General features: G+C 63.6%; 14 protein-coding genes. 6 read left to right on the top strand and 8 right to left on the bottom strand.

The features are described 5' to 3' along the window. The 4 genes from Q8N40_RS17580 to Q8N40_RS17565 all read right to left on the bottom strand — a co-directional run. The coding region (locus Q8N40_RS17580) for a trehalose-6-phosphate synthase (protein WP_305712708.1) at positions 1 to 972 on the bottom strand (972 nt) is incomplete at its 3' end. 164 nt (positions 973 to 1136) lie between these two features. Beyond that, positions 1137 to 1925, bottom strand: coding sequence for a trehalose-phosphatase (otsB, locus tag Q8N40_RS17575; protein ID WP_371135734.1), 789 nt, complete (start codon positions 1923 to 1925; stop codon positions 1137 to 1139). Between the two features lie 48 nt (positions 1926 to 1973). After that, a complete protein-coding gene (locus Q8N40_RS17570) occupies positions 1974 to 3476 on the bottom strand; it encodes an MFS transporter (RefSeq protein ID WP_305712707.1) in 1503 nt (500 codons plus the stop codon). A 263-nt stretch (positions 3477 to 3739) separates the two neighbouring features. Further along, positions 3740 to 4216 carry a MarR family winged helix-turn-helix transcriptional regulator gene (locus Q8N40_RS17565; RefSeq protein ID WP_305712706.1) on the bottom strand — a complete coding sequence of 159 codons (477 nt, stop codon included), beginning with the start codon at positions 4214 to 4216 and terminating at the stop codon, positions 3740 to 3742. Between the two features lie 108 nt (positions 4217 to 4324). Here Q8N40_RS17565 and Q8N40_RS17560 point away from each other — a divergent pair, with 108 nt between their 5' ends. The 5 genes from Q8N40_RS17560 (at position 4325) to fahA (ending at position 9948) form a co-directional block, all read left to right on the top strand. Then, positions 4325 to 5941 (top strand): FAD-dependent oxidoreductase, encoded by a 1617-nt coding sequence (locus tag Q8N40_RS17560; RefSeq protein ID WP_305712705.1) that lies wholly within the window; start codon positions 4325 to 4327, stop codon positions 5939 to 5941. Between the two features lie 9 nt (positions 5942 to 5950). After that, positions 5951 to 6175, top strand: coding sequence for a DUF2783 domain-containing protein (locus Q8N40_RS17555; RefSeq protein ID WP_305320912.1), 225 nt, complete (start codon positions 5951 to 5953; stop codon positions 6173 to 6175). A gap of 20 nt (positions 6176 to 6195) precedes the next feature. Beyond that, on the top strand, positions 6196 to 7149 hold the full coding sequence (locus Q8N40_RS17550) for an MBL fold metallo-hydrolase (protein WP_305712704.1): 954 nt from the start codon (positions 6196 to 6198) through the stop codon (positions 7147 to 7149). Between the two features lie 57 nt (positions 7150 to 7206). Then, on the top strand, positions 7207 to 8553 hold the full coding sequence (gene hmgA, locus Q8N40_RS17545) for a homogentisate 1,2-dioxygenase (RefSeq protein ID WP_305712703.1): 1347 nt from the start codon (positions 7207 to 7209) through the stop codon (positions 8551 to 8553). A 129-nt stretch (positions 8554 to 8682) separates the two neighbouring features. Further along, entirely contained in the window at positions 8683 to 9948 is a 1266-nt protein-coding gene (gene fahA / locus Q8N40_RS17540) for a fumarylacetoacetase (RefSeq protein WP_305320915.1), read from the top strand. A 133-nt stretch (positions 9949 to 10081) separates the two neighbouring features. Here fahA and Q8N40_RS17535 read toward each other — a convergent pair whose 3' ends face one another. Further along, complete coding sequence (locus Q8N40_RS17535; protein WP_305320916.1) at positions 10082 to 10393, bottom strand: DUF1272 domain-containing protein; 312 nt, start codon at positions 10391 to 10393, stop codon at positions 10082 to 10084. Between the two features lie 207 nt (positions 10394 to 10600). Then, positions 10601 to 11077 (bottom strand): Lrp/AsnC family transcriptional regulator, encoded by a 477-nt coding sequence (locus Q8N40_RS17530; protein WP_305712702.1) that lies wholly within the window; start codon positions 11075 to 11077, stop codon positions 10601 to 10603. Positions 11078 to 11200: 123 nt separating this feature from the next. Here Q8N40_RS17530 and hppD point away from each other — a divergent pair, with 123 nt between their 5' ends. Continuing rightward, positions 11201 to 12319, top strand: a complete 1119-nt coding sequence (gene hppD, locus Q8N40_RS17525) for a 4-hydroxyphenylpyruvate dioxygenase (RefSeq protein WP_305320918.1) — start codon at positions 11201 to 11203, stop codon at positions 12317 to 12319. 119 nt (positions 12320 to 12438) lie between these two features. Here hppD and Q8N40_RS17520 read toward each other — a convergent pair whose 3' ends face one another. Then, positions 12439 to 13551, bottom strand: coding sequence for a CaiB/BaiF CoA-transferase family protein (locus Q8N40_RS17520; protein WP_305320919.1), 1113 nt, complete (start codon positions 13549 to 13551; stop codon positions 12439 to 12441). Between the two features lie 159 nt (positions 13552 to 13710). Next, positions 13711 to 14511: a xanthine dehydrogenase family protein subunit M gene (locus Q8N40_RS17515; RefSeq protein ID WP_305320920.1), complete on the bottom strand. Its 801-nt coding sequence runs from the start codon at positions 14509 to 14511 to the stop codon at positions 13711 to 13713. Positions 14512 to 14581 lie beyond the last annotated feature (70 nt).

Raw genomic sequence — 14581 nt, 5'->3', positions numbered from 1 at the left:
ATTGACGTCGCTGACCAGCTTGGCGAGTTCGTTCTGCAGATTGCCATAGGCTTCGATGGCGCCGCGCGACGGCGTGGCGATCTGCAGCAGGGAGGCGGTGCGCGCGAGCCCCGGCTGCAAGGTCCACATCCGGTCGAACGCATTGATGCGGTTCAGCAGTCCCTTGGAATAATCCAGCCGGTCAACGCCGATCGCCAGCTTTTCGCCGTTCAGGCTGCGCCGCAGCCGCGACACGTCCGGATGCGACACCGCCTTGGCGGCCTGCTGGGCGAATTTCTCCGGGTCGATGCCGATCGGAAAGACCGCGACGCGCGAACTGCCGTGGCGTGAAACGACCACGCCGCCCTTGGCGGCGAGACCGAGATCCGACCGCACATAGGACAGGAAGTTTTCGCAATCGTCTTCGGTCTGGAACCCGATCAGATCGTAAGCCAGCATCGCCTCGACCAGTTCGCGATGATGCGGCACGCCGCCGATGACGGCGCGCGCCGGCCACGGCGTGTGCAGGAAAAAGCCCAGCGGCGCGGCGACGCCGAGATCGCGCAATTCCGCGCCCAGCGCCAGGAAGTGATAATCCTGGATCCAGAACGCGGTGTCCGGCTTCTGAAAGCGCAACAGCGCGCGCGCCATGAAGGCGTTTACTTCGCGATAGCTGAGATAATCCGCCTGTGAGGCGCGGATCAGATCGGTGCGGGAATGCAGCGCCGGCCACAACGCCGAATTAGCGAATCCTTCGTAATACCCGCCGTAATGCGCGGCCGGCAGATCCAGCATGGCCAGCGCACCCGCGCCCAATGCTTCAATTTCAGCGAACGGTTCCTTCTGCGCGCCATCGCGGACTCGACCGCTGGAACCTACCCAAATCGCACCGGATTTCTCCACCACGGGCAACAAAGCCGCCGCCAGTCCCCCCGTCATGGGCTCGTTGGCCTTGCCGCGCGATACGCGATTCGAAACGACGACGAGGTTCACAGGGTCCCCTCCTGTTGGTCACTCGCGAATTAACGGCCATTCATCAATATGGTTCCGCGCCACCCTTTCAACGAAATGAAACCAAATTCAGGCGAGTAACGATGGAACCTGGATATTCCAGAGCCGGCGGACGCAGAATGCCATGATGGCTCCCTCGCCGAGGTCTAGTCGTCTAGCAGACGCGCCAGCCATTCCCTGACGTCGCTGGGCTCATCGAAATGGCCGTTGACGCCCTGGGCCCGCCGGCCGACCGAGAATGCGAGACCGCGGAGATCGGGCATGATGGCGAACACCGATTCGTCGGTGACGTCGTCGCCGATGAACAGCGGATGGCGGCCCTTAAACGGTTCGTGGTTCATCAATTCGAACACCCCGGTGGCCTTGGTGAAACCGGAGTGCTTGATTTCGCACACGCATTTTCCAGGCAGCACCTCGATCGGCGCGTTCGGCAGATCGGCACGGATCAGCGACACGGCTTCATAGATCGCCTTCTCCGCATGCGGCGCGAGGCGGTAGTGCAGCGCCAGCGAATAGCCCTTATCTTCCAGCAGGATTCCCGGGCTGAGCTTGGCGATCGCCGCGAGCCGCAGTTTCAATTCCGTGTCCAGCGGCGGCGCACTTCTGGCAACCGACTCGGACCCGACCGAGACCCGCATCTCCGCGCCATGACCGCCGACCGCGGGAAACTGCTCGGGCGCGAAGATCAGGTCGATATCGTTGAGCGAACGCCCGCTGACCAGCGCCATTGCGCCGCCGGTCCGCTGATAAAGACGCTCGAGCGTGCTTGCCAAGCCGGGCGGCACCCACACTTCGCGCGGCGTCGGCGCCAGGTCGAGCAGGGTGCCGTCGATGTCGAGCAGAATTGCGGATTTGCTCAGATGCGGCACCAGCGAGCGCGGCACCGGAACGGTTTTCGGCGGACTATCGTCGTTGGGTGAGCTGTCTTGCTGCATGGGCGCTTCGATCAGTTTCTGTTCCATCAGGTGTTGATTCATTTCATCCTACTCCACAAAGGCAAGCGGTCGCGCAACCGATTCCAGCGGCCGGCGCTCGGCAGCGATGCCGTAGCGCCAGCCGATCACGGCGGCCGCAATCATCAACGCCGATCCCAACAAGTAGCCGGCGAAAACACTGTCGCGCGATCCGGTGTCGATCAGCGCCCCGAACAGCACGGGACCGGCGACGCCGCCGACGCCGGTGCCGATCGCATAGAACAGCGCGATCGCCAGCGCCCGGACCTCCAGCGGAAAGGTTTCGCTGACGGTGAGATAGGCCGCGCTGGCGGCCGGCGAGGCAAAAAAGAAAATCACCATCCACGCGATGGTCTGGGTCTGCGCACTCAGCACGCCGATCGAAAACAGGTAGCCCGACAGCGCCAGCAGCACGCCCGAGGTTCCATAGGTGAACGCGATCATGACGCGGCGGCCGAGCGTATCGAACAGACGGCCGAGCAGCAGCGGGCCGAGGAAGTTGCCGGCCGCGAACGGCAGGATGTACCAGCCGACCTGGTTGTAGGCGATCCCGAAGAAGTCGGTCAGCACCAGCGCGAAAGTGAAGAAGATCGCGTTGTAGAAGAACGCCTGCGCCGTCATCAGCGATAGGCCGACCAGCGAGCGCGTGCGATAGAGCTTCAGCAGCGTGTGCGCCACCTCGTGCAGCGGGGTATGGCTGCGCATCCGCAGCTTGATCTTCGGCCAGGCTTCGCGCGGCTTGTCCTGCACGGATCCGGTCGCCGATCGCTCGATATCGGCGACGATCGCGTGCGCCTCATCGGGCCGGCCGTGGATCATCAGCCAGCGCGGGCTTTCGGGAATCCAAAACCGCATCACGAACACCACGATGCCAAGACAGGCACCGCTGAAATACGCCAGCCGCCAGCCGAGATCCGGGCCGATAAAGGCCGGATCGAGCAGCACGATGGCGGCGACGGCACCCAAGGCAGCACCGATCCAGAAGCTGCCGTTGATCACCAGGTCGGTCCAGCCCCGGTAGCGTGCCGGCACCAGTTCCTGGATCGTCGAATTGATCGCGGTATATTCGCCGCCGATGCCGGCGCCGGTGAGAAACCGGAACAGGGCGTAGCTCGCCAGGTTCCACGAAAACGCCGTGGCCGCGGTGGCCGTGAGATAGACCGCCAGCGTGATGAAGAACAGTTTCCTGCGCCCGATCCGGTCCGTCAGCCAGCCGAACCCGATCGCACCGATGACGGCGCCGGCGATGTAGGCGCTGTTGGCCAGTCCGACATCGAAATTGCTGAAACGAAGTGCCGGGCTTTCCTTGAGTGCACCCGACAACGTGCCGGCCAGCGTAACCTCCAGTCCATCCAGGATCCAGGTAATGCCGAGCGCCAGCACCACGCGGGTGTGAAAGCCGCTCCAGGGCAAGCCATCGAGCCGGGCGGGAATATCGGTTTCGATGACGCGATCACCGCTGCCTGACGCTGGTGCCGGACTTGACGCATCCAGATGCAATGGTGAATTGCGCTGTGTCAGTTGCAAATCCATTGAAACGGACCGATGAGGAAACACTCCGGAATGCTGCGTTTCCTGGGCTCTCTTGCTGGAGGTGCGGCGATGGTCGGGCTGCCACCCCTAACCAACGTCCCCGGAGGGGTGGGGTTCCGCAGAGCGGCGGGGAACCGGGGCGATTTGGTGGCGGTTCGCTGAAACGGAACGGATGCGGTGACCTAGCCACGGCTACCAGCCGCGCGCCCTATGACAGGCTCCGCGAAGCAATCCATCGTGCAGCAAAAAAAAGGAATGAATTGTCAATACCCGTCCTTGACGCCGGCATCCTTCGCCGTCTGCACCAGATCGAGGCTGTTCTCGATCTTGCCGAGCAGGGCCGCAAAATCCCTGCGCTCCTGCGCCGATAGACAGCACAAGATCTCCTGCTCCCGGCGCAGCAGGCGCGGGATCAACTCCTCGTACAGCGCCTTGCCCTTGCGCGTCATGCGCAGGGCGAATTCGCGGCGGTCGTCGGCATTCTCGACGCGTTCGACCAGTTGCCGCTTCATCAGCGCCGTGACGGCGCGGCTGATGGTGGATTTATGCGTCCGCGTGCAGTGCGCAATATATTGCGCGCTGCAGGGCTCAACGCGAAAGCCGAGCGTGGCCAGGATGCGCCATTCCGGAATGTCCAGCCCGTAGCGCTCCTGATATTCGACCGAGAGCGCGGACGAAACCTCCACCGCCAGCCGGTTCAGCCGGAATGGCACGAACCTGAAGAGGTCGAGTTTTGCCAAGAGGCACTCCAATTTGAGTTGACGGCCGGACGCGCAGGGCGTTTAGATCGTTGCAGATGCGACTATCTTAAGCCGCGCGCTGTCGTTCGGCCAGAGCAATGTGAGCGCATGGCGCAACCGTCGAAAATCCAGTTCGGTTACCGTCGTCACCCCGACCAGGATCGGGCTGCGGGCGATGCCGCGCATCATCCGGTCGTGGTGGTCGGCGCCGGACCGGTCGGGCTGTCGCTGGCGATCGATCTGGCGCAACGCGGCCAGTCCGTCGTGCTGCTCGATGATGCCGACCGCATCGGCGAGGGCTCGCGCGCGATCTGCTTCTCGAAGCGCTCGCTGGAATACTGGGACCGGCTCGGCATCGGCCAGCGCATGGTCGACAAGGGCGTGGTCTGGAGCGTCGGCAAGATCTTTCACGGCGCCTCGCAGCTCTATCAATTCAACCTGCTGCCGGAGGAAGGGCACAAGAGGCCCGCCTTCATCAACCTGCAGCAATTCCATGCCGAAGCCTATCTGGTCGACCGGGTGCAGGAACTGGCCGCGGTCGACCTGCGCTGGCGCAACAAGGTGACCGGACTGGAGCAGCGCAACGATCATGCGGTGCTGACAGTCGAGACGCCGGACGGGCCCTACCGGATTCAGGCCGATTTCGTCATCGCCTGCGACGGCGCGCGCTCGTCGCTGCGGCAGATGGTCGGCGCCGAGTTCGCCGGCCAGGTATTCGAGGACCAGTTCCTGATCGCCGATGTGAAGATGACGGCCGCCTTCCCGACCGAACGCTGGTTCTGGTTCGATCCGCCGTTCCACGCCGGCCGCTCCGCGCTGCTGCACAAGCAGCCGGACGATATCTGGCGGATCGATCTGCAACTCAGCCGCTTTGCCGATCCCGCGTTCGAGAAGCAGCCTGACAATGTTCGGCCGCGGATCGCGCGCATGCTCGGGCATAATGCGTTCGAGTTCGAATGGATTTCGCTGTACAAGTTCCAGTGCCGCCGGATGGACAAATTCGTCCATGGCCGCGTGGTGTTTGCCGGCGACGCCGCCCATCAGGTGTCGCCATTCGGCGCCCGCGGCGCCAATTCGGGCCTCGAGGACGCCGAAAATCTCGCATGGAAACTCGATCGCATCCTGCGGCGCGCGTCCCCCGCGGCGCTGCTGGAGAGCTATCACATCGAGCGCAGCGCGGCTGCCGACGAGAACATCCGCGAATCCACCCGCTCGACCGATTTCATGGCCCCCAACTCGCACCAGGAGGCGCGGCTGCGCAAGGCGGTGCTGTCGCTGGCGAAGGAAACCGAGTTCGGCAAGCGCATGGTCAATGGCGGGCGGCTGTCGGTGCCTTCGGTCTACGAGACGCCCTTGTCGAGCGCCGATACGGAAGCGTGGCACGGCGGCCCGCGTCCGGGCACTTCGATGCCCGATGCGCCGCTGGTCGAGCCATCAGGCGATTGCCCGTATTTGACCGATGCTTTCATCAAGGCGGGCAAGCGCTTCACGCTGCTCGCATTCGCCAATGGCGCCGATGTCGAGGCTCCCGATGGCGTCGGCGTGATCCGTATCGGCGGCAAGGGCGGGCTTTCCGATCCCGCCAGCCTGGTCGCGGCGCGCTACGATGCAGAGCCCGGCACCGCCTACCTGTTGCGTCCCGACGGCTATGTCGCCGCGCGCTTCCGGCGGCCGACCCGCGCGGCGCTCGACGCCGCGCTGGCGCGCGCCACCGGCCACATCTGAGGTTTGGTCATGGCATTGTCCACCAGCTCGAATTTCGCAAAGCCGGACGACGCGTTTCGCGCCGTGGTCGAAGCGCATCGCGGCCTGAGCGACGAGCAGAGTGCAGATCTCGACGCGGCGCTGGTTCTGATCCTTGCCAATCACATCGGCGATATCGCCGTGCTGCGCGAGGCGATTGCGCTGGCGCAGCGGCGAATGGTGGATGCAAGCCAGCAACAGCAGCAACAACAATAAGCACACAGGGAATTGAACCAATGGCCAAAGGTTTCGCGTCCACGACTGACATGGCAGAGAAGAAGATCACGTTCTCCGAGATCGGCACCGATCTCTATGCCTTCACCGCCGAGGGCGATCCCAATTCCGCTGTGATCGTCGGCGACGACGGCTGCATCGTGTTCGACGCCCAGGCGACGCCGGCGATGGCCAACAAGGTGATCGAGCGGGTGCGCACCGTCACCGACAAGCCGGTCAAATATGTCGTGCTGTCGCATTACCATGCGGTGCGCGTGCTCGGCGCCTCCGCCTACAAGGCGCAGGCCGTGATCGCGTCGTCGGAAACCTACCGGCTGGTCGAGGAGCGCGGCCAGCAGGATTGGGATTCCGAATTCGGCCGCTTTCCGCGGCTGTTCCAGGATGCGCAGAGCATCCCCGGCCTGACCTGGCCGACGCTGACCTTCGAGGGCGAGCTGTCGCTCTATCTCGGAAAGCGCGAAGTGCGGCTGATGCAGCTCGGCGCCGGGCATACGTCCGGCGACATCGTCGCCTGGGTGCCGGATGCCGAAGTGATGTTCTCCGGCGACCTGATCGAATATCATTCCGCATGTTACTGCGGTGACGCGCATCTGCGCGAATGGCCGATGACGCTGAACGAGATCCGTTCCTTCAATCCCAGGGCGATCGCGCCGGGCCGCGGCGACGCGCTGAAGGGCGTGTCGACGGGCCGCGAGGCCATCGCGATGACCCGCGATTTCGTCACGTCGCTCTATGGCGCGGCCGAATCGGCCGTTGCCAAGGGCCGTAATCTCAAGGAGACGATGGCGTCGACCCGCGAAGTGATGGATCCGAAATTTTCCAGCTTCGCGATCTACGAGCACTGCCTACCGTTCAACGTCTCGCGCGCCTTCGACGAAGCCTCGGGGATCGACGATCCCGTGATCTGGACCGACAAGCGCGACCAGGAAATGTGGGCCGCGTTGCAAGGCGCATGATCCCGAAGAGTGGGAACCGGTTTTCGGACAGATCATGCGCTAGAAAAGGAGGATGACATGAACGTCAACACTTCGCCTGAAACGATCAGCCGCGGCTCCGTCAACATCACGCCGGGCTACATGTCCGGCTTCGGCAACAGTTTCGAGACCGAGGCGTTGCCGGGGGCGCTGCCGGTCGGACGCAACTCGCCGCAGCGCTGCACCTACGGACTCTATGCCGAGCAATTGTCCGGCTCACCCTTCACCGCGCCGCGCGGCAGCAACGAGCGCTCCTGGCTGTACCGGATCCGGCCATCGGTGAAGCACTCCGGCCGTTTCACTAATGTCGATGCCGGGCTATGGCGTACGGCGCCATGCCACGAGCAGGAATTGACGATTTCGCAATTACGCTGGGACCCGGCGCCGATCCCACGGGAGGATCTGACCTTCCTGCAGGGCGTGCAGACCATGACGACGGCGGGCGACGCCAACACGCAAGCCGGCATGGCTGCGCATGTCTTTCTCATCACCCAGTCGATGGTCGGCCAGCATTTCTACAATGCAGACGGCGAGATGCTGTTCGTGCCGCAGCAGGGCAGTTTGCGATTCGTCACCGAATTCGGCCGGATCGACGCCGAGCCGGCCGAGATCGTGGTGATCCCGCGCGGCGTCAAATTCCGCGTCGAGCTAACGGGCGGCCCGGCGCGCGGCTATCTCTGCGAGAATTACGGCGGCGCCTTCACGCTGCCGGAGCGCGGGCCGATCGGCGCCAATTGCCTTGCCAATGCGCGCGACTTCCTCACCCCGGTCGCGGCCTATGAGGATAACGACGCCCCGACCGAGCTGTATGTGAAATGGGGCGGACAGCTGTTCAAGACCACGCTGCCGCATTCGCCGATCGACGTGGTGGCGTGGCACGGCAATTACGCGCCGTACAAATACGATCTGCGCACCTTCTCGCCGGTCGGCGCCATCGGTTTCGATCACCCCGACCCCTCGATCTTCACCGTGCTGACGGCGCCGTCGGAAACCCCCGGTACCGCCAACATCGATTTTGTGATTTTCCCGGAGCGCTGGATGGTGGCGGAGAATACCTTCCGGCCGCCCTGGTATCACATGAACATCATGTCGGAGTTCATGGGCCTGATCTACGGCGTCTACGACGCCAAGCCGCAGGGCTTTACGCCAGGCGGCATCAGCCTGCACAACATGATGCTGCCGCACGGCCCCGACCGCGAGGCCTTCGACCACGCCAGCAACGGCGAATTGAAGCCGGTCAAGCTGACCGGCACCATGGCCTTCATGTTCGAAACCCGCTTCCCGCAACGCATTACCGCGCACGCCGCCAACTCCGCGACGCTGCAGGACGATTACGCCGATTGCTGGAAGGGACTGGAAAAACGGTTCGATCCAGGCAGGCCTTAGTGCGTCATTCCGGGGCGATGCGAGGCATCGAACCCGGAATCTCGAGATTCCGGGTTCGTCCTGCGGACGCCCGGAATGACGGCCGATAAGGCTGATAAGGCTTGCCCTCAATAAGCAGGACGACAAGACGTGCCCCATCCCAACGATCCCACCCTCCGCTCCTTCATTCCGGTCGATCCCGCCTCCGACTTCCCGATCCAGAACCTGCCTTACGGTGTGTTCTCGACCGCAGCGATGCCCGCTCCGCGCGTCGGGGTCGCGATCGGCGATTACGTGCTCGATCTGTGGCAGCTGGCGCAGGATTGCCGGATCGATATGGTCGAGCCCGGCGTATTCGCAGCACCATCGCTCAACCCGTTCATGGCGCTGGGGCCGAACGTCTGGTCGCGGACCCGCGCGCGCATCAGCGAGCTCTTGCGACACGATCATGCGGAGCTGCGCGACAATGAAAAGCTGCGCCAGCGAGCGCTGGTGCCGATGGCCGACGTCAAACTGCATCTGCCGATCGCTGTCGCCGGCTACACCGATTTCTATTCGTCCAGGGAACACGCCACCAATGTCGGCGTCATGTTCCGCGGCAAGGACAATGCGCTGCAGCCGAATTGGCTGCATATGCCGATCGCCTACAATGGCCGCGCCTCGACCGTCGTGGTGTCCGGCACCACGGTGCGCCGGCCGCGCGGCCAACTCAAGCCGCCGGGCGCGGAGGTGCCGGGTTTCGGGCCGTGCAAGCGGCTCGATTTCGAACTCGAAATGGGTGTCGTCGTCGGCAAGCCATCGGTCATGGGCGAGATGCTCACCGAACAACAGGCCGAGGAAATGATCTTCGGCTTTGTCATTCTGAACGACTGGAGCGCGCGCGATATCCAGCAGTGGGAATATGTGCCGCTCGGCCCGTTCCAGGCCAAGGTGTTTGCCACCTCGATCAGCCCGTGGATCGTCACGCGCGAGGCGCTTGAGCCATTCTGTGTGCCGGGCCCGGTGCAGGATCCGGTGCCGCTGCCGTATCTGCGGCAGACCCGGCCTCACAATTACGACCTGCAACTCGATGTGGCCTTGCGCGCCGCTGGCATGAACGAGGCCGCCACGATCTGCCGCACCAGTTTCAAATACATGTACTGGTCGTCGGTGCAGCAACTGGTGCACCACGCCTCAAGCGGCTGCGCCATGAATATCGGGGATCTCCTGGGCTCCGGCACCATCAGCGGACCGGAGAAGGATCAGCGCGGCTCCCTGCTGGAAATCAGCTGGAACGGCACCGAGCCGGTCGAATTGCCGGGCGGAATCAAACGCACGTTCCTCGAAGACGGCGACTCGCTTGTGATGCGCGGCTGGTGCCAGGGCGACGGTTTTCGCGTTGGGTTTGGCGAGGTCGAGGGGACGATCGTGGGATAGAGCACACTGTCGTCCCTGCGAACGCAGGGACCCATAGCCACCGCCGCTGTGTTGCGCGCCGTTTTAGACATGCGTGTTGACCGAGAAGACAACGCTGTATGGGTCCCTGCGTTCGCAGGGACGACAGGAAAGCTCACCGCTCCTCGGGCGCAATATCCCGCAACTTCGCCGAATGCGCGGCGACGTCCTCGATGCTGTATTTCAGATGCACGCGCTTGTCCGACGGCGGATGTTTCGCCACGCAGACGCCGGGCCGCCGTTCGGTCGCCGGCCGGATCGGTCGCGGTGCAAACCCGCCGCCGCAATTCGGGCAGACATTGTGCAACCTGCTCTCGACGCAATCCGCGCAGAACGTGCACTCATAACTGCAGATCCGCGCTTCCGTGGAATTCGGCGGCAGGTCCTTGTCGCAATATTCGCAGTTCGGCCGGAGTTGCAGCGCCATGGTCTTCCCGTTGGTTGATGCGAGAAAGGATCATCGCAAATCGGTCGACAAACTCGTATGCCGAATCTCCCTCGATTCCGGCCATTTCCTTCGTCATTCCGGGATGCGCCTGTTGGCGCAGACCGCAGGTGCGCAATTGCACACCGGGGAATCTCGTGATTCCGGATTCGTTGGCTTCGCTCACGCCCCGGAATGACGGTGCTGGTCTTACCGCGCCAGCTGCTTCAGCGGCAGCCTGACGCTTTCCTTCAATCGGTCCAGCACGATCGAGGAGCGCACATGCGCCACGCTTGGGTGCGGCATCAGCACGTTGTTGACGATATCGGACAGGCCTTTCAGGTCGCGCAGCACCGCCTTCAACAGATAATCGGCATCGCCGGTCAGCGAATAGGCCTCCTGGATATCGTCGACGCGGTTGACCAGGGCTCGGAATTTCTTGGCGTTGTCGGGCGAGTGGGTCGCCAGCGTGATGTGGATGAAGGCGATGACGTTGAAGCCGAGCGTCTCGCTGGCGAGGTCGGCGTGATAGCCCGCGATCACCTTCTCCTCTTCCAGCCGCATCCGCCGCCGCGAGCATTGCGACGCCGACAGGCCGGCCACGTCAGCCAGCTGCTGGTTGGTGAGGCGGCCGTCCTCCTGCAGCGCGGCCAGGATTTTCAGGTCAAAAGCATCGACCGGTATCATGCGTGAGAACCCGATTTATGCACGGATCGTGCATGCCATGGCGATAATGCCAGTCATTTGCACGCACATTGCGCCCGGTATGACCGATCATTCAAGGCCTCAAATCAGGGAGTTTTTTCGGCCATGGGTCCATTTCCGCACGACGGTCCGCCCGCCACGATATCCGCCGACAACCCGATGGGCACCGACGGTTTCGAGTTCGTGGAATATGCGCATCCCAGGCCCGAGGAACTGCACGCCCTGTTCAGGCTGATGGGCTATGTGCCGGTCGCCCGGCACAGGACCAAAAAGATCACGGTCTATCGCCAGGGCGATATCAATTATCTCGTCAATGAGCAGCCCGGCACCCACGGCCATTCCTTTGTCGCGGCGCACGGGCCGTGCGCCCCGTCGATGGCGTTTCGCGTGGTCGATGCGGCGCAGGCCTATGCACGGGCGATCTCGCTTGGCGCGGAGCCGGCGGATATTCCCGCCGTGCAGAAGGCGCTCGACGTCCCCGCCATCAAGGGCATCGGCGGCAGCCTGCTGTATTTCGTCGACCGCTACGGCGCTGCGGGTTCGGCCTACGATTCCGGGTTCGAGTGGCTGGGCGCGAAGAATCCGCGTCCCGAGGGCGCCGGTCTGTTCTATCTCGATCACCTCACCCACAACGTCCATCGCGGCCGCATGGATGTGTGGACCGGGTTCTACGAAAAACTGTTCAATTTCCGGCAGATCCGTTTCTTCGACATCGAGGGCCGCGCCTCCGGCCTGTTCTCGCGGGCGCTGACCAGCCCGGACGGCAAGATCCGGATTCCGATCAACGAGGATGCCGGCGAGTCTGGCCAGATCGAGGAATATCTCAGCGTCTATCGCGGTGAGGGCATCCAGCATATCGCCTGCGGCGCCAGGGATATCTACAAGACGGTGGAGACGCTGCGCGCCGATGGCCTGCCGTTCATGCCGGCACCGCCGGAAACCTATTTCGAGAAGATCGACGCGCGGCTACCCGCGCATGGTGAGGATGTCGCGAGACTGAAGCGGGACGGCATCCTGATCGACGGCGAAGGCGTGGTCGAGGGCGGCCACACAAAAGTGCTGCTGCAGATCTTCTCCGCCAACGCCATCGGCCCGATCTTCTTCGAATTCATCCAGCGCAAGGGCGATGACGGTTTCGGCGAAGGCAACTTCAAGGCGTTGTTCGAATCGATCGAGGAAGACCAGATCCGAAGGGGCGTGCTGAAGGTGGACGACGCGGCGTAATGGTCCCGGTCATTCCGGGGCGCGCGTTAGCGCGAACCCGGAATCTCAAGATTCCCCGGTGCGCAATTGCGCACCTGAGGTCTGGTCCTTCGGACCATCCCGGAATGACGCCGACGGCGTTACTTCCCCGCCTTCCACGCGCTCGTCAGCGCACCGATATCCGCCGCTTCCGGCTCCCGGATCGCCGAGGGCGTGCGCGAGAACCGCGGCGCGGGAGCCGGCTGCGTCACGCCGTGGCGCTCGACGAAGATCTTGCGCGCCGCCATGTGCGGATGCTTGGGCGCTTCCGCCATGGTCAGGATCGGGGCGAAGCAGATGTCGGTGCCTTCCATGATCTTGCACCAGTCCTCGCGACTCTTGCTCTTGAAAACGGCCGTCAGTTTTTCCTTCAGCGCCGGCCAGGCCTTGCGGTCCATCTGCGCGTCGAAATCGCTGTCGGTGAGGCCGGCATGCTGGCGCAGCAGGGCGTAGAATTGCGGCTCGATCGAGCCGATCGAGACGAAATTGCCGCAGGAACATTCATAGACGCCATAGAAATGCGCGCCACCGTCGAGAAAATTCTGCTCGCGGCCTTCGGTCCAGCGCCCGGTCGCCGTCATGTCGAAGAACATCGACATCAGCGAGGCCGCGCCATCGCACATCGCGGCATCGACCACCTGGCCCTTGCCGGATTTCGAGGCTTCCAGCAACGCGGCGAGCACGCCGACCACGACGTAAAGCGCGCCGCCGCCGAAATCGCCGACCAGGTTGAGCGGCGGCACCGGCCGTTCCTTCGGGCCAATCGCGGCCAGGGCGCCGGTCACCGAAATATAATTGATGTCATGGCCGGCGGCCTGCGCCAGCGGGCCTTCCTGGCCCCATCCGGTCATGCGGCCATAGACCAGCCGCGGGTTGCGCGCCTGCACCACGTCGGGCCCCAGGCCCAGTCGCTCCATCACGCCCGGCCTAAACCCCTCGATCAGGGCATCGGCACTGGCGAGCAGGTCGAGCACCTGCGCCACCGCGGCCTTGTCCTTGAGGTCGAGCTCGACGACTTTTCGCCCGCGCCCCGCCACCGATTTCATGTTCTTCTTGGCGCCGACGCGGTCGAGCGTCACCACTTCGGCGCCCATGTCCGCCAGCATCATGCATGCGAACGGGCCGGGGCCGATGCCGGCGAATTCGACGATGCGGAATCCCGCGAGCGGGCCGGAGGTGCGGGTGGAGGAAGTTGGGGCTGGTTTATCGAGCACGCTGTTGTTCTCCCGGGGGATTTCTTAGTTAGTTGATTAGCTAAATTGTCCCGCCTTGTGAGGCCCGTGGCAAGCGGCAATTGGCTGGAATGTGACCAAATGCAGAGCGGCGCGCATCGCTGCGCGCCGCTTGCAAGGTTTGGGGTGGAATACGCGATATCAGCCCGCCGCGGTCACCGCGCGTTGCGCCATCACCTTGATCAAATTGGCGCGATAGGCCGAGGAGCCGTGGATATCCGCCAGCAGCCCGTCGGTGGAAATCGTGACGTTGTCGAGCGCGCCCGCCGACCAGTTGGCCTTCAGCGCGGCCTCGACGGCAGGCACCCGCATTACACCGTTCTGCGACGCGCCGGTCGCAGCTACCCTGACGTCGCCGGCTTTTGTCTTGACCACGAACACGCCGGTCAAAGCGAAACGTGAGGCGGGGTGGCGCATTTTCGAGTAACCGGCCCTGGCGGGGATCGGGAACGAGATCGCCGTGATGATCTCGCCGTCTTCCAGCGCCGTTGAGAACAGGCCCTTGAAGAACCCGTCGCCCGCGATCGAGCGCTTGTTGGTTTTCACAGTCGCGCCGAGCGCCAGCACCGCCGCGGGGAAATCCGCCGCCGGATCGTTGTTGGCGATCGAGCCGCCGATGGTGCCGCGGTAACGCACCTGCGGATCGCCCAGCACCGAGGTGAGGTGCACGATCGCCGGGATCGCCTTCTTGGCATCCGCGCTCTGCAGGATGTCGAAATAGGTGGTCGCGGCCTTGATGGTCAGCGCATCGCCGGACATTTCGATGCCGACCAGATCCTTGATCTTGCCGAGATCGATCACGTCCGAAGGCGAGGCCAGCCGCTGCTTCATGACGGGCAGCAAAGTATGGCCGCCGGCGAGATATTTTGCCTCCTTGCCCTTGGCAAACAGCGCTGCCGCTTCATCCACGGAGGAGGGGCGATGATAGGTGGTCTCGTACATGGTGTTGCTCCCTGTAACTTTCTCTCTGATCCCTCCGTCATTCCGGGATGCGCGCCCTTGCGCGCAGACC

This window comes from Bradyrhizobium sp. (genome assembly GCF_030693485.1).
GTDB lineage: Bacteria > Pseudomonadota > Alphaproteobacteria > Rhizobiales > Xanthobacteraceae > Bradyrhizobium.
The sequence above is the reverse complement of the archived record's forward strand: the minus strand, read 5'-3'. Positions and strand labels throughout refer to the sequence as shown.